We start from the raw sequence: 19,540 nt of genomic DNA on the forward strand, positions 1-19,540 counted from the left end.
AATCACGAACACTTTCTTTTCTCTTTAGCACAGAGGCATCCCGAAGACGGGCAGCGTATGCCGAATGGTTGGCAACCTGCAACGCCTAAAGAACGAATGATAATAATCGCCACAAAGGCTCTCTGCAACTGATGCAGCAAGATGCTGCAACCCGTACGAGGTCAAAGGTAGACCAACCACATCAGGTCGAATAACATTTTTCCATATGCGCGACACGGGCCGAACCACTGGCGTGGGTCTCATCGCCAGGGAATTGATCCATCGATCTGTTGAGCATCGTCAATTCGTCACGCGGCAGCCAGCCTTGGAGCTTGCCCTGCTGGACAGCCCAGCAATCCGCCGCGGCTTCGCCCGGCCCAAAAATCTGATGCGCGCATTCATGCGTGTACCAGAAGAGTTGCTGAGCGCGGGGTAGATTGAAGACGCGGGGATGAAGAATAATTCGGCCCCGATAGGCCGCCGCGATATCATTGATTGGCTGAATCACCGTATCGACCGGACCACAAGTAGCGCGGTACCCGGCTAGTAGCAGCGAACCGGGAAGGACGAGCTGCTGGGCGGATGAGGGATGTGGAACGAGCGCGAGCAATGACGCCGCGGCCCCAGCAATAAGATGTTTGAACATGGCAATGCTGACCTCGCGATGTACAAGGGTGTGAGATTGGTAGTATTGATGGTTATCGACAGCAGAACTGTTGAAGGCGGGCGTCGCTTTATGGGCACCTTGCTCTGCTGAGGTAGATATGCAGTGAGCTAGATTCGCGCGGCCATGCTGCCTGTGAGTGACTTGGTTCTACGTCGGCCGCTTTGAAAAAGGTGTCGCAACCCTCCAAGACCGAACCGGTTTCAGTCGTCCAATTCACTCCGCAACCGCTTTCTGGCAGCATTTTAGAAAGGTCGCTCACCCTCGTAGTTTCCCGGGCTCTTGTAGCGGCACACAAGAATATCCAGACCTCGCCCAGCGGCTTTTCCGCAGCCAACCTCATTGGTGTCTCGCCACATTACCTGCGTGTAGTGCCCAACGTCGGAAACATCGCCAGTAGTGCTATTGTCGGGAAAAACGCCTTGCTTGAAAGCGCGCTTTTCCTCGATCCACCCGTTCACCATCGCTTCCGGTGAATAATATCCTTTAGTACCTCCCCAGAGATTTTCCCCTGCTGGATCGCTGGAGTCATCATCCGAGTGCTCAAACGTGCCCGTGGAGGCAAGATGATTAGCCCAGTACTGTGCTGAGTCCTGTAGTTGACTGTTCCAAACCAACGGTGCGATCCCCATCGCCGTACGCTCGCGATTGTGGGAAGCGAGGATGCGCTCGTTGAAAGCTCCGCTCTGGGTTTGGCTTCCCATTATTGGCGGCGAGGATCCCAGCATTACGACGGACAGGGCGGTCTGTATTATCCGGCGGCAGAGCATGGCGCAGAACTCCTCCTAAGTGGAGGCGTATAATTGCCTTGCGGTGATTGCTCGTGCGTTACCGATATATTAGTAATATTACGAACTGGCGCTGAGCAGCAGTTTTACACAATATTAACTATGTTGATTTGCATCTGCGCTGGGGTGCGGTTGGGCTCTTAGCGCCGTTTTGTAGACCCATTACGTCCAAGTCAGACGAGGCTGTTCTTTACAAGGAATGGGGGCTCGATTGAGTGGGTGCTCATCCGGCTATGTCGTTGATTTCGTTAATTTCTGCCGTTTTGACCCATACCCGTGTCTGAGTCGCCACTCGTGGTGCTCGGTTTGAGTCAAGCGGCCGACGTCTCAGTTCCGAGCAGGCAAAGAGGGTAAGCACCTCTGTTCTTGTGTCAGCCTGCGTCTTAACCATCTCGCGAACTGACCTATCCAACGCCGCCACTTTCTGCACCTTGCTGAACCCTTGATTGACAATGCGATGACTCGGGAACATGCACGACGTCCGTCGCCAGGAGCTCTTAGTGACCACTCATTCCGACTTTCAAGCGGCGGGACAGGACGGTGCGGCTCTGAATTGTGGCCCCACGGATGTGTATGTCATTGACGACCACCAGGAAGTACGCCGGTCGCTCACTCTTCTCCTCGGTACGTTCGACCTTGCCATACGCCCGTTCTCGAGTGCTGCGGCGTTTCTCGAACGGTTGCCGTCGCTGGTACCAGCACCGGTGCTGCTCGACATCACCATGCCCGGTATGAGCGGAATCGAACTCCTGGAGGAATTGGCGACCCGTAACGTCAAGTGGCCAGTATTGATTATGACAGGGCTGAACGACGCCCCCGTCGTCCTCCGAGCCCTGGAGCTGGGGGCGATGGGCTTGCTCCAAAAGCCGTTTTCAGCCGAAGCGCTTGAAGCCGCCGTTCGTAGTGCACTCGCAGCGGTGTCGGAGTTCGATACGATATCCTCAAGTGTGCCGTTTGATGCCGCTCGCTGATCTGCTTGCCGCCACCGAGCAGAAGCTAGCCGCAGAATCCGAGCGTTGCCGTAACTTGACGGCGGAAGTTTATGACTATCAGCTCCGGTACCGCTTGATCGGTGAGGCTACCGACGACGCGGTTTGGGATTGGAACCTCCGCTCGGGGGAGGTGAAACGCAATCACGTTGCCTCCACCCTGTTTGGCTACAGCGACTCAGTCGAGGATCGCTCTATCGAATGGTGGAAGAACAATATCCATCCCGACGACCGAACCGCTGTGCTCAACGCTTTCGCCCTCGCAATAGAAAGCGGCCAGAAAAGCATTTCCGCTGCATATCGATTTCGCAAATCGGATGGAAATTTTGCGGACATCAGCGACCGTGGATATTTTATCTTTGACACAGCCCGCAACGCAGTCCGCGCGATCGGCGTGATGATCGACATGACCGAGCTCCAGCGAACCAAGGAGCGGTTGCGTCTCGCGGAAGATAAATTGATCCATCTCGCTCGGCAAAATGCGATGGGAACAATTGCGACGGTAATCGCTCACGAGCTCAATCAGCCGCTTGCCGCCATTGCGAACTATGTTCGTGCGGGGCGGCGGCTGGCGGCGGCCGCGTTATCCGATGCGCCACCGAACTTTGACCTCGCACTTGAGGCGGCAGAGCAAAATGCCCTGCGCGCCGGTGAGGTTGTCCTTCGGCTGCGCGACCTAGTGAAGTCGAGAATAGTCGACCGGCGTCCCGAGGGCCTTGGGTCCTTGATCCACGATGCGAGCCTTATTGCGCTGGTCGATGCGGAAAGCGCCGGTATAACCTGTCGTGTCGAGCCAGGGATCGATGGGCTGACCGTCACCGCCGATCGTATTCAGATTCAACAGGTTATCATCAACCTCGTCCGCAATGCCATGGAAGCGTTGCTCACCACTGATCATCGCGGCATCTTCATCTCTGCGCGAGAAGCAGACGGATTCGTTGAAGTTAGTATCCGTGATAATGGGCCAGGGATACCTATCGAGCGGCGTGCAGGTCTCTTCACCGAACTTATAACGACAAAGGAGGCAGGGATGGGGATTGGCCTGTCCATTTGTCGGACGATCGTCGAAGCGCACGGGGGGAAAATCTGGCTAGCCGACAATCATGAGGCCGGAACCGATTTCCGCTTTGCTTTGCCGGCCGCCGATCGGCCTTATTGAACTCCAGCGCTGGCAAGGACCACGCGCGCGCGTCACCCCCCCCCGCTCATGCGCCGAAGACCGTTCACCTTACGGCGCTCGCCGACTCGTCGCGTCACGTAGAGACGCGATCCCATAAAGGTTACCGCCATACGCCTCCTCGAGCGAGACGACTTGTTGCTTAACTTGAAGGCGGCACGAGCCATCTCGATATCGAACTCTCTGCGGCCCCGGTGGTATTTTCCCTGTTTCGTTGGCGATAAGCTATTGAGAACCGAGGAAAAACCCTGAGTTCGGAACTCGGATTTTCACAGCGCTCACAGCCCGCCGAACGCTCTGCCCGCGAGGCGGCCGTCGAGCCGCGCTGATTGGGGATCTTGCAAGGGTTTTGTCGTGCAGCGCGATGCTTCGCGAGAGCATCGGCCTTCGCGGCCGAGATGTTCCACTGCATCATCGCGACTATAGTAATTCCCCTATTGTAGATCCCACGACTGTCGGCACCTGTTTAGATTTTGCTAACCATATTTGCACGCACTGATGCGCGGAAAGGCTTCACAATCCATCAACCTAGGATTCTTCCGGATGAGCATAGCAACAGACATCGCTATCAGCACGCCTCCTGCGGCATACAATTCGGTCGCGGCCTGGGATCGTTCATACGGTTTGGATCCCTACGAGGATATACTTCCTCACTGCGGATTCGATAAGCTCACCTATGAAGCAATGGTCATTCGTCTTCATTATATCGAAGGGCTTACGATCAGCGAAATCGCTATCTACTTCGGTGCCCACCCTATCGACATTTGCCTTATAAAGTGGCGGGCACTGCGCGCCCACTAGTAATAAATCTGCCTTCGTTTCAAATATAGACGATGTGCGGTCAGTTAGATTATCAACTAGCTCTCCCGTCACCGAGCGACAACACGGGGCCATTGCTTGCTCTTGATCTATTAGCGACCGGCTATATCTTGCCAAAATGCTCCCGTCACCGCGCGGGCAAGATTTCGGATCCGTCGTGCTCGCACTCAGGCTGATTTCCCCTCCAGCGGTTGCGCCGGTGTGCGAGGTCGTTGACGAACAGGCCTAGGAGGTTCTCCGAAACTTCAAGCAGTATCAATGGCGTCACCGTGAGGGCGATCATCGACACTGGTGCACAGGGCGCGATCCTATCGCCCGTGGCGCACGCGCCATCATATTACCAATCGTAGGCAATGGTGGGAATCAGCGGTCTGACGATGCTCAGCTTCGACCGTGTCCGTCTCAGCGTTGATCGGCCGATGCAAAAAGAACTACGACCTCTGCTATGCTTCTGATGTTGAGCTTAGAAAGAGCATTCGCACGGTAAATCTCAATAGTTCGCGTACTGAGGCCTAACTGATAGGCAACCTGCTTATTGGCAGCGCCGGTCATTAGCGCTCTGAGTACCTCGTTCTCGCGACTAGTCAGCTTTCCCAAGCGGCGTTGCGCGGACTCCTGTTGCGCCAAAGCAGTAACGGCTTTTTCAAGATGGTTTCGCGCGAGCGCCACACTCGCCTCGAGTGCCTCCAGTTCAAAGGGTTTCTCAAGAAACTCGATCGCGCCGAGCTTCATGGCCCGCACTGCGATCGAGATGTCACCATGTCCGGACATGACGACAACCGGCCATTTCACCCCGCGAGCGTCCAACTCACTTAGAACTTCGAGCCCATCCATGCCCTCCATCCTGATGTCGAGCAATATTGGCGCTGGCTTCAGGGCTGAAAGGTGATCGAAGAAGTCGCCTCCGCTGGAGAACGGCCAACTCGTAATCCCGCAGGAATAAAGCATAAAGTTCAGTGACTTGCGAATCTCAGCATTATCATCGATCACATAAACAGTGTTCAGGGGCGGACTATCCGGCCCTTCACCGCCCCGATTTACATTGTCTAGCGCGTTCATACCTACAGCCTTAAATGCCTTGCGCGGTGTAGTGCGACAAGTAAGTCGCAGTGGACGTTCGCGCTGGGCGTGACAACCTTATAGACATGTCGTAATTGTCGAGAATGGTGAGGCAGCATCTATGATCGAGAGTTATCCGTTACATAAATTCATCGTCTGAGGTAAAAGAATTTATCATTTCGACAGGAAAGTGAAGCAATATGGGTCTTAGTTAGGCGACCTGTTCGAACCCGCTATAGTGCCGCCATAGGCTTCGATTGCCGTCCTAGTGACTGAAAGACCCGTACCCAAACTTTCGTCGTTCGTCGTCGCAGCGCGCGAGAAAGTCGCTGAGAGCGCCTCCGGAGTTGGCTAGACCCTAGACCCTAGACCCGCTGTCGCGGCGGTTACCTCGACCATATCCGCCCCCCGACAGACGAAGGGTCAGAAGATTTCGCGCTTTGGCCGACTGTGCATCGCATCCATAGCATTGCGGACCAGGTCGGTCAGCACATGCTGCATCTGAATGCGATCGGCAATGAGGACCGCCTTCCGACCGAAATCTAGAGTATGCCCGACGCTTCGGCCGCCCCGTCGGCCATGCCCAAGTCCAAAGCCTCGCGCACAAGTTGCGACAAGTTTACCTCTTCCTGCAATATGTCGTACTTGGACACGATCGCGCGCAGATTCCGGATGATCTCCGTTGCACGGTGAGCATTTTCCACAGCCGAATCCAGGGCATCGGATATGGTTGGCGAAATGGGTACGGAACCAGCTTCCAGCAGTCGCTTGCTACCGCGTATGTAGTTCACCGCTGCTGATAACGGCTGGTTGAGTTCGTGCGCAATCGTCGATGCCATGTTACCCATCGCACTCGCTCGCGCGATATGGTTCAGTTCTGGCTGCATCCGCTCCATGGCGTTCTGAGTCCTGGTGCGCTTTTCCATTTTCAGGACGATTTGATCGTTTATGAGGGCAAGGGCGCGTTTGTGCTCCGCAACTTGTTGCTCAAGATCCTTGACGGTTTCGCGTAAGGTCTGTTCGACACGCTCCTGATCCCTTGAATAGTGTCGAGCATCTTCTTGCCGATCGTGGGCGCGCTTTGCTGTTTTCACTAGTCGGATCAGTGTACTTGGTTGAACCGGACGCTCTACTTGGGTGACATTGCCGAACACCGCAAGAAGTGACTCGAGTCGAAGGGTCGGCGGTCGCGGCGAGGTCAAGACGATGAACGATACGTCTGACCACCCAGGTTGGTTAGCGACCGCGCGCTCGACGTCATCGACAGAAAACCGGAGCACTGCTTCCTCGGTAAGAAGCGCAGCAACGTATTGCGCCTCTGCGACCCCCGACAGCAACGTCGTGGACTCAACCAATATTCCGGGAATTCCGACGACGGCCAGGATCCTCAGCAATGCCTCGCCATCGCGTCCGCTATGAGCAGAGATCGCCACGCGCTTCATGAGCTACCGATCGTCAGAGGTCAGCAGGCAAACACTATCCGGAGCCATTGGCCTATAACTCGGAATGCCGTTACAAATTCGCGAAGTGCCAAAATTCGGAGGGGGTCGAGATCACTTATGACCAACCGGCAGTCAAATACCACAGGTTTCTCAACTTGGGTCATGCCACCCAATTACCGCCACGTAGGATAGTATATACCGGATGCCTTTGCGCTCAATGAGGCGCTGACCCAACTATTATCTTCAGTCAAAGGTAACGTGATGCGCGCCGCCGACCCCGATATCTATTTTGCCAATAACTTGCCAATTAGAAAGTAAGCATGGAAGCCTCCTGAGTGGCGTTCGCTTTCTTTTCCCAAGGTCATGACGACCCTCTATCAGCTCTACGGTAACGACGGGATTGGCTTCGAAAGGGAGCCATTTATACACGCCCGCCGCCTTGGCTTTGGCATTGCCTCCGCCTGCCTAGGGCGACGATCTTCATAGTCCTTGCGGGCCGCGCTGGGTGCCTGCGCGGCGGCTGGCGCAGGCGACGATGCGCAACCTCCGTCAGAAGCTGGCATTCTCGTTCCTGTTCAACGGGATCGGCGTGCCGGCGGCGGCGGGCATACTGTACCCGATGACGGGAAATGCTGTTTCGCCAATGATGGCTGACGCGGCGATGGCGCTGTCGTCGCTCGCGGTGGTGACCAACGCGCTGAGGCTGAACGCGGTGCGGTTGTAGGTCGGCGCGCTGTTTGACGGTCGTCAATGTCACGTCTCCGGGGCCGTGCAAGCTGCCGGCATGGAGAGCTGCGATGATCGAGCATGACGAACTCGCCGGGCGTGTCGTGCCGTTCGGGCGGCACTGGCGTGTCATCCATGAAATCGATCTTGCGCGGCTCATCGCCGACCATGCCTGCCTTCGCGCGGTGTGCGACGAGTTGGAAGCTTGCGCCGACGCCTTGCCCGATCGGCCATCCAACGCGGATGCGGACGCGATTTGCCTGAACTTGCGCAGGATTGTCGTCAGCCATCCGCGAGAGGAAAATGCGGTGATCGACACGGTGTTCGAGCGCGATCTCGATGATCCGCTCACCGCCGCGATCATCGGGCGGATGCGCGCGCGGCACGTCAGCGATGCGATCCATGCCGACGACCTGCTCGCCGCGCTGTCCGGTGCCTCGACGCCGTGCGGGGAGGCATTCGGCTACATGTTGCGCGTGTTTTTCGAAGGGTGTCGGCAAGCGATGGACTTCACTGAACTGGCGATGCTGACGCTAGGCGCCGGGCGTCTCAGTCGCGATGCGCGGGCTATGCTCGTCGACGGCCTGTGCAAACGGACGGCGCGTTAGGCGGCCTCGGCGCGGCCTTGCAGCGCGTCCGGATCGGAGATCGTGATCGCGCGACCGCCCGGCAACGCGATCACTCCGGCAACCTTGAGCCGGGTCATCTGGCGGCTGACCGTCTCGATCGTCAGCCCGAGCACGTCGGCGATCTGTCCGCGCGTGAGCGGCAAGTCGAACGTCATCGGCCCGTCCGGCGTCGCGCGACATCCCGTCGCATTGGCGCGGACGGCCATATCGAGCAGGAAGCCGGCGATCTTCTCCTGCGCGGACTGGCGCGCGAGCGACAAAATCCGTGTGCGGGCGACGCCGAGCGCGGCCAGCGTCCGCTGCAGCAACAGCCGTTCCATCCGCACATGATCCTCCAGCACACGTTCGAACGCGTCGCGCGGGAAGATGCACAGCTCGGACTCGGTCAGCGCGGTGATCGTGAAGTCGGCTTGTCCCGCATAGGGCTGCCCGACGAAATCGGCAGGGTAGAGCAGCCCGACGATCTGCTCGCGACCATCGGGAGTCGCCGCTACCAGCTTGAGCACGCCCGACAGCAGGTTCGCGCAGATGATGCTCTCGTCGCCCGCCCAGATCAGCGTCTGGCCGCGCGCGATCTTGCGGCGGCGACCGAGCGTATTCAGTGCGCTGAGCTCGACGTCGCTGAGGCTGCTGCAAAGCGCTTGGTCGCGGACCGCGCAGTCCGCGCAGATGTCGGGGTGAGCCATTGATCCAGTATAGTATGAAGGCCCGCGATATCCGCGCGAATTCTTTACGCGACCGTTACGAGTTCGCAGGTGCGTCCGCGTCGTCCTCGATCGGCAGATGGAACTCGTGCCAGATGCCGTTGAGGATGCCGAAGCCGACGGCGAGTCCGAGGCCGAGCACCCAGGTGAAATACCACATGATCAGATATCCTTAGCGTTTGGGATCAATAGAAATCGGGGTTGGTCGCGACCTCTTGGCTGGTCACGCGGCCGAACATCACCTTGTACGCCCAGGCGGTGTAGGCGACGACGATCGGTAGGAACACGACTGTGACGAACAGCATGATGCCGAGCGTCTTGGCGCTCGACGACGCGTTCCAGACCGTGAGGCTGGAGTGCGAGTCGATGCTCGACGGCAGGATGAAGGGGAACATCGACAGCCCGACGGTCGCGATGATGCCGAGCGCGGAGGCCGACGACCCGGCGAACGCCGCGCCCTCCGATCCGCGCCGGATGCCGAACAGCGCGAGTGCCGCGCCGCCGAAGCCGAGCACGGGGGCGATCATCATCCATGGATACAGGCCATAATTGGCAAGCCACCCGCCGCGCGCGATTTCGCTGGTGGTCCGCAAGGGATTGGACGGACCGGAGGGATCGATCGCGCCGACGATGCGGTAGCCGATGTCGCCATAGGCCACGAACGCCCAGCCGATCGCGAACAGCGCGAGCGACGCAATCCCGGCGACCGTACCGAATGTGCGTGCGCGATCGTGGACCGCGCCATGCTCGACCTTGATCGCCAGCCATGCGCTGCCGTGCAGCACCAGCATCGCCACCGACAACAGCCCGCACAACAGCGTGAACGGCGTGAACAGTCCAAGGAAGCTGCCGTCGAAGAACGCGCGCAGGTCGCTGTCGAGGCGGAAGGGCGCGCCCGACAGGACATTGCCGACCGCTACGCCGAACACCAGCGCGGGAACGAACCCGCCGACGAACAGCGCCCAGTCCCAGCGCGACCGCCATGCCGCATCAGGCCGCTTCGAGCGGTATTTGAACCCGACCGGGCGCAGGATCAGGGCTGCGAGGACGAGGAACATCGCGAGGTAGAAGCCGGAGAAGCTGATCGCGTAGACGAACGGCCACGCCGCGAAGATCGCCGCGCCGCCGACGATGAACCATACCTGGTTACCTTCCCAGGTCGGCCCGATCGCGTTGATCACCATGCGTCGTTCGGCATCGGTGCGCCCGACGAAGGGGAGCAGCGCCGCGACGCCGAGATCGAAGCCGTCGGTCAGCGCGAACCCGATCAGCAGCGTGCCGAGCAGCACCCACCAGATGAGACGCAGCGTTTCATAATCGAACATCGTCGTGTCTCCTGTCAGGCCGCTAAGGGGAGGGGCGGGGTGGGTGCTACGAGGATCGGACCCGCAACTGGTTGTGGATCCTCGTCATGCTCGAACGGTCCCTTGCGGATCGTCGCGAGGATCAGCCGCACTTCGATCACCGCCAGCGTGCCGTAGATCGCGGTAAAGCCGATGATTGTCGTCCACAGCACGCCGGGGGTCAGCGACGACGCGGCCAGGAACGTCGGCAGTACGCCCTCGATCGCCCATGGCTGACGGCCGATCTCGGCGAGCATCCAGCCGAGCTCGATCGCGATCCACGGCAGCGGGATCGCGATGACCGCGAGCTTCAGGAACCAGCGCGTCTGCGTATGCATCCGAAGGGAGGTCAGCACGAACGCGGTGCCGAACAGCGCGATCATGAAGAAGCCGATGAACGCCATGATCCGGAAGCTCCAGAACATCAGCGGCACGTTGGGCACCACGTCCCACGCAGTCGCGGCGATCAGTTGCGGGCTCGCCGCGCGCGGATCGGCGACGTGGCGTTTCAGCAGCAGCGCATAGCCGAGGTCGCGCTTGTGCGCCTCGAACCGTGCACGCTGCGCGATGTCGGTGCGGTCGACCTTCAGATGCTCGACCGCGTCATAGGCGATGACGCCCGAGGTGATCCGCTCCTGCGCCTTCAGCACAAGTTCGGACATCCCCGTCACCTCCTTGTCGAGGCTCCGCGTCGCGATCACGCCGAGGACCCAGGGCACCTGCACCTCGTACCGCGTCTCGCGCAGGGCGACGTTGGGCATCCCGAACAGCGTCAGCCCGGCAGGGGCTGGCGCGGTGTGCCAGGCGGCCTCGATCGCGGCGAGCTTCATCTTCTGGTTGTCGGTCAGCGCGTAACCGCTCTCGTCGCCGAGCACGACGACCGACAGCGATCCGGCGAGCCCGAACGCGGCGGCGACCGTCATCGAACGGCGCGCAACCGCGGTGTAGCGCCCCTTCAGCAGCCAGAAGGCGGAGATGCCGAGCACCACGACGGAGGCGCAGACATAGCCCGCGCTCACTGTGTGGACGAATTTGGCCTGCGCGATCGGGTTGAACAGCACCGCGCCGAAATCGCTGACCTCCATCCGCATCGTGTCGGTGTTGAATTCGGCGCCGGTCGGGTTCTGCATCCAGCCGTTCGCGACCAGGATCCACAGCGCCGACAAATTGGTGCCGAGCGCGACCATGCATGTGACGATAAGGTGGCCGAGCTTCGATAGGCGCTCCCAGCCGAAGAACATCAGCCCGACGAACGTCGCCTCCAGGAAGAACGCCATCAGCCCTTCGATCGCGAGCGGCGCGCCGAAGATGTCGCCGACATAATGCGAGAAATACGACCAGTTGGTGCCGAACTGGAACTCCATCGTCAGCCCGGTGGCGACGCCCAGCACGAAGTTGATCGCGAAAATGCGTCCCCAGAACCGCGTGATGACGCGCCAGATCGGCCGGTTCGTCATGACGTACACGGCCTCCATGATGACCAGCATCATCGACAGCCCGAGCGTCAGCGGCACGAACAGGAAATGGTACAAGGCGGTCAGCGCGAATTGCAGCCGCGACAGATCGATGACCCCAAGGTCCATGATTAAGCTCCCCACACGGCCGTCGACGGCCCTGTCTGTGGGATGGGCTAGGCGAGGCCGGCGGCGCGAACATTGACCGTGGTCAAAGACGCGTGCGGGCGCTCCTCCGATGGCGATGAGCATGAGTAGTATTGCTAAAGACCGCGCGCGCGTCTCCCGCGCCTATTTGAAGACGGTCGTCGCTGACGGCGGGGGCGCGCGGCTTTCGACGAGCTTGTTGTTGCTCGATACGGTTGCGGCGATCGGTTTCGCGGCAGGACTGGCGGGCGGCGTCGTTGCGGTTCCTGACGGCGTCGCGGCGATGCTGCCCTGGGCGATGCTCGCGGGCGTTTCGGCGATCGGGCGCGGTGCGTGCGCGATGCTGGCGGCTCGTGTCGGCGCGGGCGGGGCGTACCGGGCAAAGACGCGGTTGCGACGGCGGATCGTCGATGCCGCGCTTCATCGTACGCCGGGATCGGACGCTACCACCGGCACGCTGATGAGTGCTGCCGTGGACGAGGTCGATGCGATCGACGGCTATGTCGCGCGCTTCCTGCCCGCGCGAATGGCGGCTTCGGTGGCGCCGTTGATCGTGCTCTCCGCGACAGCCGTCGCCAGCCCGATCGCGGCGGCGATCCTGGTGGCGACGTTCTTTCCGTTCCTGGCCGCGATGATACTCGCAGGCGGTGCTGCGGCGGACGCATCGCGCCGCCAGTTCGTTGCGCTCGCTCGGTTGTCCGGGTTGTTCGCGGACCGGATCGGGGCGCTGCCGATCATACTCGCCTTTCGTGCGGAGGGGCGCGAGGCTGCCGCATTTGGCGACGCTTCGGAGGATCTTGCGCGGCGGACGATGCGCGTGCTGCGGGTCGCGTTCCTGTCGTCGGGTGCGCTGGAATTCTTCGCCGCGCTTTCGGTCGCGCTGGTTGCGGTCTATGCCGGGTTCAACCTGCTGGGCCTCCTCCCGTTTCCGGTTCCCGAGACGCTCGACCTTCGCCGCGCGTTCTTCGTCCTCGCGCTTGCCCCGGAATTCTACGCGCCGATGCGTCAGCTGGCGGCGGCGTACCACGACCGGCAGGCGGCAGAGACTGCGGCCGAGCGGCTGGCGGACGTCGAGCAGGCTAAGACCGCGGTCTCGCCGGTCGTGCCGGTTTGGTCGAACGCGGTGCCGGCGATCAGCTTCGACTCCGTTGCGGTTCGCTATGACGGTCAGGACTGCGCGGCGGTGTCGGGGGTCTCGTTTGTCGTCCGGCCCGGCATGATTGTCGCGCTGGTAGGCCCATCGGGCAGCGGCAAGAGCAGCCTGCTTCATCTGCTCCTTGGCCTTGCGCCCTTGGCCGAAGGACGCGTGTCGATCGGCGATCACGACCTTGCCGAGATCGGCAGCATCGCACCGATCGCGGCATGGATGGGACAGTCGCCGCTGATCCTGCCGGGAACGATTTGCTCGAACATCGCGCTTGCCGATCCGAGCGCGTCGGTCGAGCGGATCGCCGAGGTCGCGCGTACTGCCGGGCTGTCGCCGATGCTGCTAGCACGCGGAGGGTTGGGCGCGGTGATCGATGCGCGTGGCAGCGGGCTTTCGGGTGGTGAGCGGCGCCGGATTGCGCTTGCCCGCGCGCTGTTGAAGCCGGCGCCGGTGCTGTTGCTCGACGAGCCGACAGCGCATCTCGACGCGGACTCCGAAGCGCGGTTGATCGAGGCGATCGCGCGGGCTTGTACTGGGCGCACCACCATCATCGCGACGCATAGGGCACGGCTGGCCGCGATCGCCGACGTCGTCATCGATCTGGGAGAGCGAGCATGACCGCGTTCGACACGCTGATCGCCGACGAGCGGCGGCAGCAACGCCGCGGCTTGTGGCGCGCTAGCGGGTATGCCGCGGTCGTCGCGATAGCCTCGGTCGTGCTGCTTGGGCTGTCGGGCTGGTTCATCACCGCTGCCGCGGTTGCCGGGATCGCCGGGACGATTGCCGCGCAGGGCTTCAACTACATGCTGCCGAGCGCGGGCATCCGCCTGCTTGCGATCCTCCGCACCGCGGGGCGGTATGGCGAGCGGCTTGCCAGCCACGACGCGGCGTTCGGCGCGCTGGCCCGCATCCGACCGGCGCTATTTCTTGGATTGGCACGCGGCCCGGCGGACCACGCGCTGGCGTTGACGCAGGGCGAGGCGACCGCGCGCATCGTCCAGGACGTGAACGTGGTCGAGGCGCAGTTCGTCCGGCTCTCCGCGGTGCCCGGCATGATCGCTGCGCTCGCGAGTGGCCTGCTCTTGTGTGCTTTGGGAGGGTGGCGGCCTGTCGTGGCGCTCTTGCTGTGTCTGGCCGGTCTCCTGGTGCTCGCAACCTTCCTCGCCCGACGCCTCGAGGCGCCGGGGCGCGAGGTGCAGCGCGCGAGCGGGGCGTTGAAAGACGCGTTTGCCGGCGTGGCCGATGCCGCCGCGGAACTCCGCTGCTATGGTGTCGAAGCGCAGGCAGTGGAAGTGGTCGACGCGTGCAGCCGGCGTCTCGCGAAAGCGCAACGCGCGCAGGCCGACGTTGCTGGCTGGTTCGAGTTTATCCAGGCGGTCGCTCTCGGCTTGGCGGGACTCGCGGCTCTGATCCTCGCTGCACCACAAGGCGCACCGATCGCAGCCTTGTGCGCGCTGGCGGCGGTGATGACGATCGACGGGGCAGGGCCGGTGTTGCGGAGCCTGGCGCAACGGAGCGCGGTGCGCGAGGCCACGGCGCGGCTGAATGATCTGCTGCCCGGCAGCATCGAAGAGGGCGAAGCGACCGCGTGCGTAGCTGCTTCGTCGATCGATCTGCTTGGCACGCACCTGCTCGCCGGCACGCGCGTTGCGCTCGTCGGCGCATCAGGGACGGGCAAGACAACGCTCGTGGAAAGCCTGCTCGGCCTGCGAACGGTGGAACCCGGTATTGCCTTCATCGACGGCAGAGACATTGTCGAAATCCCGCTCGCCGTTCGCCGCGCGACATTCGGCTGGGCACCGCAGGACGCCGCGCTGTTGGCCGGCACGATCCGCGACACTCTCGCTCTTAGCGATCCGCTGGCTGACGATACGGCGATGTGGGCGGTACTCGCCGACGTCGCGCTGACCGACGTGATCGAAGCGCTCCCGAACGGTCTGGACAGCTGGGTCGGCGAGCACGGTGTACGACTGTCGGGCGGCGAGCGTCGGCGGCTGGCACTTGCCCGCGCCTATCTTGTCGCGGCGCCGTGGCTGTTGCTCGACGAACCGACCGAGGGGCTCGACGCCGCCACCGAACGCCTCGTCGCCGAGCGCCTGTCCGTCCGGCTCGCCAGGACAGGGCAGGGGCTCGTGATGGTCAGCCACCGTCCGGCGATGGTCGCGCTGTGCGATCGGCGGCTCGCGATCGCGCCGCCGTCGGATGCGATCGTCGCGCTACCCACGGATACCGCGCCGCGACCGCGTCGGTATAGCCGAGATTGAAGACCGTCGGGCTTTTGGCGGGCCTCTCGATACGCCGATAGAGCGTCCCGAACACGCGGTCCCAGGTGAAGTTCGTGATCCCGAAATTACCGGTCTCGTCATGGAAATGATGCTCCATGTGGCGTGCCTTCATCACCGCCAGCCACTTGACCCGTGGCTTGTACGAGAGGTGCTGGATGCAGTGGAAGAACTCGTAGACGCAGGTGCATAGCAGCCCGGTGGCGAACCCGGCCGCGGCTCCGCCGACACCGCCGATCAGCCAGCCCGGCACGGCGGCGACCAGCAGCAGCGTCGGCAGCGTCGTGTAGAGCGCGCCGAACAGCACCTCTAGGTGATTGGGATCGCGGTGATGATCGTAATGGATCCGCTTCCACACGCCCGCCAGCAACAGCGTCTTGAACATCCAGTGCGAGTGCAACACCCAGCGGTGCAGCACGTACCAGACCAGGGGATAGGCGATCACGACCAGCGCGATGGTCGCGACGGTCGGCACCGCCCCCGCCGGATGCCACGCGAAAATCCCGACCGACACCGCGACCAACGCCAGATAGGCGACGATCGCATGATGTTGGAAATACGCGATCACCAACTCGCGCAATGTCATGCGATCGAGGTGATGCGAGCGGCCCCAGAACGGGTCCACTCGCTCGGTCGCACCGGTCGTCACAGTCGTATGCCGAGCCCGACGCCGAACACCAGCGGATCGAGGCTGATCGCGACGCGCTGCGTACCTGCCGCCGTCTTCCGCAACCGCGCATTTGTATCGATATCGATGTATTTGACGTCGAGGTTCAGGAACACCTTCGGCGTGATGTCGATATCCACGCCGGCCTGTGCCGCCCAGCCGAAGCTGTCCTTCATATGGACGTTGGTCGATCCGACGGCTGCGACGAGTCCGTCGGACGCCTTCTCGTTCCAGAAGATCGTGTAGTTCAGGCCCGCACCCACATAGGGGCGGATCTTGCCCGTCGGGTTCAGGTGATATTGCGCGGTCAACGTCGGCGGCAATACCCAGGTCGAGGCGAGCTTGCCGATCGAGCCGGTCGTGCCGGTGCGGCCATCGGCGTGGTGCTTGGTGGTCGATGCGATAAGCTCGAAGCCGATGTGATCGGTCGCCATGTAGGTGACGTCGACCTCGGGCATGAAGCTGTTGTTGACGCTGACATGCTCGCCGGGAAACGCAGGCAGCACGCTGCCGGATTTCTCGTTCGGCGCGACCAGGATCGTCCGCACGCGCAGCAGCACATCGCCCGCGGCGACGCCCTGCCTTGGTGCCGCATCGGTCTGGGCGAACGCTGGCGCGGCCACGGCCATACCCATACCCATACAGGCCGCACCGATAGCGAGGCTCTTGATCGACGATGTCATGGTCCGACTCCTGTAATCCAATGCCGCCGGGTTACGCGCGCGGCGCGGCGACGGCGTTGATCGCAGACAAGGATCGGGTTGACCGCGGTCAAAGACATCAAAGCCCGCCGCCGCCCAGCTCACGGCCATGTGGATCCATCATCCAAGGCTGCTTGCAGTGCCGTCACGGCGCTTTTCCACGAACGGTTCAGGGTTACGCTCAACGTGGTTCGACGAAGCACGACCGCGCTGCTGGCCCGGAGAGCCGATGACGCCGCTGCCGCCATTTTTCGCTGTTGCGTGAGAGGCGAGCGCTCGTCCGCTTCCGAGTTTCGGAACCGGATCTGGCCCCAAGGAACGGACCGTGCTCCCGATTTTGCAATGCTGCGACAGGATCTGAAACGCACGCGGGCTACCTCGTACGCGTGACGTTTAGCGGCTGAAACGGCAAAGGCTCGAAAGCCGCTCGTATCGGGCACGGAATGGACGATGCCGCGATACGTCGTGTCTTTCAGAGGCGGATCAATGTCACCGTCGGGTTTTGATCGGTGCTATTCACCGTGGCCATGATCCTTGTAACGGGATCGCCCACGACCTGCGCTGCGCCGAAATACGCGACATAGAGCAGCCCGCTTGGCCAATTCAGTTCGTATGACCAGCTATTGCCCGAACTGGTGGCATAATAGCCGAGCGGTGCGGGCCTGCCGGTATTGGGCCCAGTATCGCCCGCGATCGAGTTGAGCGCGATGACATAGGCGTTGGTCCCATCCGCGTTGATCGGGCCGCCGATGATACCGAACACCGCCGGGTCCCCGCTGCTCTGCCGAAATCCCAGCTGCATCCAACCACCGGTCGTCTCTCCTTGAGCCGCTTCCGAAAGCGCGATTTGCACACCCAGTCGGCCGATCGGAAGCGGTATCGGCGTGCTGCCGAGCCCTGGACCATAGGCAGAGACCGAAATGGGCGTTGCGGTAGCTACGCTGATATTGGTTATCGTCAGATTGTTGCCGCCCCAATCATGGGAAAACACACTGGGGGCCAATGCCAAAGCTGGCGCCAACAGTATGACCGGCGCGCTGGCGCCACTGGTCCAGGCCAGCTTGCCCGCGCTGTTGAACGGCGAGACGTTGGTATAGCCCAGCAGCATCGAGCCGTTGGGCGTCTGTGGCATAGTGACACCCTCATATTGCTCAAGCGTCGTGGCGGCGCCGTCCCAGGGCGGAGCGATCGATAGGGGCGACGATCCAGCGGCACGCGCAGTACCCAGAATGGCATATGCCGGACCATCGGTCATGCCTGCACCAGCACCTGCCAAGAGGAGGTCGATCACGATTGTGCGCCGCGATATGTGCATCCTAAGGGACGAACCGGGCTATAACGCCAGCATCGTGACCGCAACCGGTGCCGCGCCGATGGGGGAAAGGTTGGCGACATAGACGATGGCGGCGTTCCAGTTGAACGGGAAGTCGTAAGAATTGTCCGGCACGGTCGCGTGATAGCCGGGTGGCGGCAGACCCTCGGGAGCATTGAGCGCGATGACATAGGCGTTGTTCTGATCGGGCGGGTTCGCGGGGCCGCCGACGATGGCGACGATAGTCAGCGCGCCGCTATTGGCTTTGAAGCGGAGCAGCGACTGCTTCGGCTTGGACAGGCCTTGCGCAGCTTGCGCGACGCCGAGCGTGATCGAGGAGCCGATCGGGAGATTGATCGGTATCGCACCGGGGATGCCGGGTCCGAACGCCTGAACCAGGATCGGCGTGGCGGATGCGTCGCTGGTGTTGGTGATCGTGAGATTGTCGCTCTGCCACGTGTCGACCAGGAGGCTCAGCATCTGCTGCAACGCCGGCACCGGATAGGAAATCGGCGCGCCACCGCCCGAGGTGACAGTGATCTGTCCCTGATTGTTCAGCTTCGACTGGTTGAGATAGCCCACGATCAGCGTGCCGTCGGGTGTCTGCGGCATGGTGACTTGCTCGGTCGTCGCCAATATTGTTCGGGCGCCATTCCACTCGTCTTGTTGGCTCTCCATCCTCGTTCCTCGCGTCGCTAGCTTGGGTCGTGGGAGAACCCGGTCCCGCAGACCGCTGGACCGGGTTCGTCGCATCAGAGCGCGACCAGCGTCAGCGTGACTGCCGCCGCCGTCGAAGCCGACATGTTGGCGAGGTACACGACCGATGCCCCCCAGTTGAAGGTGTAGTTGATGGTGTTCCCCTCGGTCACCTTGGTATACCCGGCCGCCGATTGCGCGTTCGGAACATTTAGCCCGAAGACATAGGCGTTGTTACCGGTCCCGTCGGGAGGACCGCCAATCAGCGCGACGACTGAGGCATCGCCGGTCGTCGAGGTCATGCGTAGCAGCATCGACTTCGGGGGAGTCACACCTTGCGCGACCGATACAGCGCCCGGTGCCGGATTCAGAACGAGCGCGGTGCCGACCGTGATCGGGACCGCCACTTGCCCAGGCAATCCCGGACCGAACGCTTCGACCCAGATCGGCGTCGCGTTCTGCTGGCTGATATTGTTCACCGTCAGATTGTTCGCCTGCCAGTTCTCGACGTGGATCGAGGGAACCAACGCGCCGAAATCGGCCGTCAGCATCTGGACGTTGCTGCCGCTCGACACGGCGAGCTGGCCGCTGTTGTTGAGTGTTGCCTTGTTTTGATAGGCGAACACCGTCGATCCGTTGGGGGTTTGCGGCATCAGCAGCGTATCGCCCAGCGTGGTGATCGTCTTGGGCGAACCGTCCCAAATGACAGTCGCACCAAGTGCTTCAACGGCCTCGAGGTTTTCGATTTCTATCGTTGCGTCGCTCATTGCTTGTCTCCATCAGCTGCGTTCGTAAAAGTCCCGGCACGTCGTGGT

General features: G+C 61.6%; 18 protein-coding genes and 2 pseudogenes. 7 read left to right on the forward strand and 13 right to left on the reverse strand.

Annotation, left to right across the window (positions count from 1 at the left end):
- Nucleotides 1-181: 181 nt before the first annotated feature.
- Nucleotides 182-625: a hypothetical protein gene (locus AC1MLZ_RS13525; RefSeq protein ID WP_480958924.1), complete on the reverse strand. Its 444-nt coding sequence runs from the start codon at nucleotides 623-625 to the stop codon at nucleotides 182-184.
- Nucleotides 626-888: 263 nt separating this feature from the next.
- Nucleotides 889-1,347 carry a CAP domain-containing protein gene (locus AC1MLZ_RS13530; RefSeq protein ID WP_480958925.1) on the reverse strand — a complete coding sequence of 153 codons (459 nt, stop codon included), beginning with the start codon at nucleotides 1,345-1,347 and terminating at the stop codon, nucleotides 889-891.
- Between the two features lie 584 nt (nucleotides 1,348-1,931).
- Between AC1MLZ_RS13530 and AC1MLZ_RS13535 the strand changes: the two genes are divergently transcribed.
- The 3 genes from AC1MLZ_RS13535 to AC1MLZ_RS13545 all read left to right on the forward strand — a co-directional run bounded on the left by AC1MLZ_RS13535 (nucleotide 1,932) and on the right by AC1MLZ_RS13545 (nucleotide 4,398).
- On the forward strand, nucleotides 1,932-2,402 hold the full coding sequence (locus tag AC1MLZ_RS13535) for a response regulator transcription factor (protein ID WP_480958926.1): 471 nt from the start codon (nucleotides 1,932-1,934) through the stop codon (nucleotides 2,400-2,402).
- The gene (locus AC1MLZ_RS13540; RefSeq protein ID WP_480958927.1) at nucleotides 2,389-3,579 is read left to right on the forward strand and encodes an ATP-binding protein; all 1,191 of its coding nucleotides are present in this window, start codon (nucleotides 2,389-2,391) and stop codon (nucleotides 3,577-3,579) included. The genes AC1MLZ_RS13535 and AC1MLZ_RS13540 overlap by 14 nt, the downstream gene beginning before the upstream one ends.
- Before the next feature lie 516 nt (nucleotides 3,580-4,095).
- Complete coding sequence (locus AC1MLZ_RS13545; protein WP_480958928.1) at nucleotides 4,096-4,398, forward strand: RNA polymerase sigma factor sigma-70 region 4 domain-containing protein; 303 nt, start codon at nucleotides 4,096-4,098, stop codon at nucleotides 4,396-4,398.
- Nucleotides 4,399-4,818: 420 nt separating this feature from the next.
- Here the strand turns inward: AC1MLZ_RS13545 and AC1MLZ_RS13550 are convergent, their stop codons facing one another.
- A complete protein-coding gene (locus AC1MLZ_RS13550) occupies nucleotides 4,819-5,475 on the reverse strand; it encodes a response regulator transcription factor (RefSeq protein WP_480958929.1) in 657 nt (218 codons plus the stop codon).
- Nucleotides 5,476-6,017: 542 nt separating this feature from the next.
- Nucleotides 6,018-6,917: a histidine kinase dimerization/phospho-acceptor domain-containing protein gene (locus AC1MLZ_RS13555; RefSeq protein ID WP_480958930.1), complete on the reverse strand. Its 900-nt coding sequence runs from the start codon at nucleotides 6,915-6,917 to the stop codon at nucleotides 6,018-6,020.
- A 505-nt stretch (nucleotides 6,918-7,422) separates the two neighbouring features.
- Here AC1MLZ_RS13555 and AC1MLZ_RS13560 point away from each other — a divergent pair.
- Together AC1MLZ_RS13560 and AC1MLZ_RS13565 are read left to right on the forward strand one after the other, a co-directional pair.
- A pseudogene (locus AC1MLZ_RS13560) lies at nucleotides 7,423-7,641 on the forward strand (haloacid dehalogenase); the annotation flags it as partial.
- Nucleotides 7,642-7,714: 73 nt separating this feature from the next.
- Nucleotides 7,715-8,251, forward strand: coding sequence for a hemerythrin domain-containing protein (locus AC1MLZ_RS13565; RefSeq protein WP_480958931.1), 537 nt, complete (start codon nucleotides 7,715-7,717; stop codon nucleotides 8,249-8,251).
- On the opposite strand, the gene AC1MLZ_RS13570 is transcribed toward AC1MLZ_RS13565, so the two are convergent.
- The 4 genes from AC1MLZ_RS13570 to AC1MLZ_RS13585 are packed head-to-tail and all read right to left on the reverse strand — an operon-like array spanning nucleotide 8,248 to nucleotide 11,902.
- Nucleotides 8,248-8,958, reverse strand: a complete 711-nt coding sequence (locus tag AC1MLZ_RS13570) for a Crp/Fnr family transcriptional regulator (RefSeq protein ID WP_480958932.1) — start codon at nucleotides 8,956-8,958, stop codon at nucleotides 8,248-8,250. The two genes, AC1MLZ_RS13565 and AC1MLZ_RS13570, sit on opposite strands and share 4 nt — an antisense overlap.
- 55 nt (nucleotides 8,959-9,013) lie before the next feature.
- Complete coding sequence (gene cydX, locus AC1MLZ_RS13575; RefSeq protein ID WP_082470763.1) at nucleotides 9,014-9,136, reverse strand: cytochrome bd-I oxidase subunit CydX; 123 nt, start codon at nucleotides 9,134-9,136, stop codon at nucleotides 9,014-9,016.
- Nucleotides 9,137-9,161: 25 nt separating this feature from the next.
- Nucleotides 9,162-10,301 carry a cytochrome d ubiquinol oxidase subunit II gene (gene cydB / locus AC1MLZ_RS13580; protein WP_480958933.1) on the reverse strand — a complete coding sequence of 380 codons (1,140 nt, stop codon included), beginning with the start codon at nucleotides 10,299-10,301 and terminating at the stop codon, nucleotides 9,162-9,164.
- 14 nt (nucleotides 10,302-10,315) lie between these two features.
- Complete coding sequence (locus AC1MLZ_RS13585; RefSeq protein WP_480958934.1) at nucleotides 10,316-11,902, reverse strand: cytochrome ubiquinol oxidase subunit I; 1,587 nt, start codon at nucleotides 11,900-11,902, stop codon at nucleotides 10,316-10,318.
- A gap of 121 nt (nucleotides 11,903-12,023) precedes the next feature.
- Between AC1MLZ_RS13585 and cydD the strand changes: the two genes are divergently transcribed.
- Both cydD and AC1MLZ_RS13595 read left to right on the forward strand, forming a co-directional pair.
- Entirely contained in the window at nucleotides 12,024-13,685 is a 1,662-nt protein-coding gene (cydD, locus tag AC1MLZ_RS13590; protein ID WP_480958935.1) for a thiol reductant ABC exporter subunit CydD, read from the forward strand.
- 848 nt (nucleotides 13,686-14,533) lie between these two features.
- Nucleotides 14,534-15,061 (forward strand): annotated as a pseudogene (locus AC1MLZ_RS13595) (ATP-binding cassette domain-containing protein); the annotation flags it as partial.
- Nucleotides 15,062-15,206: 145 nt separating this feature from the next.
- On the opposite strand, the gene AC1MLZ_RS13600 reads toward AC1MLZ_RS13595, so the two are convergent.
- The 5 genes from AC1MLZ_RS13600 to AC1MLZ_RS13620 form a co-directional block, all read right to left on the reverse strand.
- Nucleotides 15,207-15,935: a sterol desaturase family protein gene (locus AC1MLZ_RS13600; protein WP_480961557.1), complete on the reverse strand. Its 729-nt coding sequence runs from the start codon at nucleotides 15,933-15,935 to the stop codon at nucleotides 15,207-15,209.
- 59 nt (nucleotides 15,936-15,994) lie between these two features.
- The gene (locus AC1MLZ_RS13605; RefSeq protein ID WP_480958936.1) at nucleotides 15,995-16,699 is read right to left on the reverse strand and encodes an OmpW/AlkL family protein; all 705 of its coding nucleotides are present in this window, start codon (nucleotides 16,697-16,699) and stop codon (nucleotides 15,995-15,997) included.
- A 490-nt stretch (nucleotides 16,700-17,189) separates the two neighbouring features.
- Entirely contained in the window at nucleotides 17,190-18,008 is an 819-nt protein-coding gene (locus AC1MLZ_RS13610; protein ID WP_480958937.1) for a hypothetical protein, read from the reverse strand.
- Between the two features lie 42 nt (nucleotides 18,009-18,050).
- Complete coding sequence (locus AC1MLZ_RS13615; protein WP_480958938.1) at nucleotides 18,051-18,707, reverse strand: hypothetical protein; 657 nt, start codon at nucleotides 18,705-18,707, stop codon at nucleotides 18,051-18,053.
- A 74-nt stretch (nucleotides 18,708-18,781) separates the two neighbouring features.
- Complete coding sequence (locus tag AC1MLZ_RS13620) at nucleotides 18,782-19,492, reverse strand: hypothetical protein (RefSeq protein WP_480958939.1); 711 nt, start codon at nucleotides 19,490-19,492, stop codon at nucleotides 18,782-18,784.
- Nucleotides 19,493-19,540 lie beyond the last annotated feature (48 nt).

This window comes from Sphingomonas sp. PEI4 (assembly GCF_056679955.1).

Coding starts and splice junctions, on each gene's coding strand:
- AC1MLZ_RS13525 (WP_480958924.1), bottom strand. CDS start 625: ATGTTCAAACATCTTATTGCTGGGGCCGCGGCGTCATTGCTCGCGCTC.
- AC1MLZ_RS13530 (WP_480958925.1), bottom strand. CDS start 1,347: ATGGGAAGCCAAACCCAGAGCGGAGCTTTCAACGAGCGCATCCTCGCT.
- AC1MLZ_RS13540 (WP_480958927.1), top strand. CDS start 2,389: ATGCCGCTCGCTGATCTGCTTGCCGCCACCGAGCAGAAGCTAGCCGCA.
- AC1MLZ_RS13545 (WP_480958928.1), top strand. CDS start 4,096: ATGCGCGGAAAGGCTTCACAATCCATCAACCTAGGATTCTTCCGGATG.
- AC1MLZ_RS13550 (WP_480958929.1), bottom strand. CDS start 5,475: ATGAACGCGCTAGACAATGTAAATCGGGGCGGTGAAGGGCCGGATAGT.
- AC1MLZ_RS13555 (WP_480958930.1), bottom strand. CDS start 6,917: ATGAAGCGCGTGGCGATCTCTGCTCATAGCGGACGCGATGGCGAGGCA.
- AC1MLZ_RS13565 (WP_480958931.1), top strand. CDS start 7,715: ATGATCGAGCATGACGAACTCGCCGGGCGTGTCGTGCCGTTCGGGCGG.
- AC1MLZ_RS13570 (WP_480958932.1), bottom strand. CDS start 8,958: ATGGCTCACCCCGACATCTGCGCGGACTGCGCGGTCCGCGACCAAGCG.
- cydX (WP_082470763.1), bottom strand. CDS start 9,136: ATGTGGTATTTCACCTGGGTGCTCGGCCTCGGACTCGCCGTCGGCTTC.
- cydB (WP_480958933.1), bottom strand. CDS start 10,301: ATGTTCGATTATGAAACGCTGCGTCTCATCTGGTGGGTGCTGCTCGGC.
- AC1MLZ_RS13585 (WP_480958934.1), bottom strand. CDS start 11,902: ATGGACCTTGGGGTCATCGATCTGTCGCGGCTGCAATTCGCGCTGACC.
- cydD (WP_480958935.1), top strand. CDS start 12,024: ATGAGTAGTATTGCTAAAGACCGCGCGCGCGTCTCCCGCGCCTATTTG.
- AC1MLZ_RS13600 (WP_480961557.1), bottom strand. CDS start 15,935: ATGACATTGCGCGAGTTGGTGATCGCGTATTTCCAACATCATGCGATC.
- AC1MLZ_RS13605 (WP_480958936.1), bottom strand. CDS start 16,699: ATGACATCGTCGATCAAGAGCCTCGCTATCGGTGCGGCCTGTATGGGT.
- AC1MLZ_RS13615 (WP_480958938.1), bottom strand. CDS start 18,707: ATGGAGAGCCAACAAGACGAGTGGAATGGCGCCCGAACAATATTGGCG.
- AC1MLZ_RS13620 (WP_480958939.1), bottom strand. CDS start 19,492: ATGAGCGACGCAACGATAGAAATCGAAAACCTCGAGGCCGTTGAAGCA.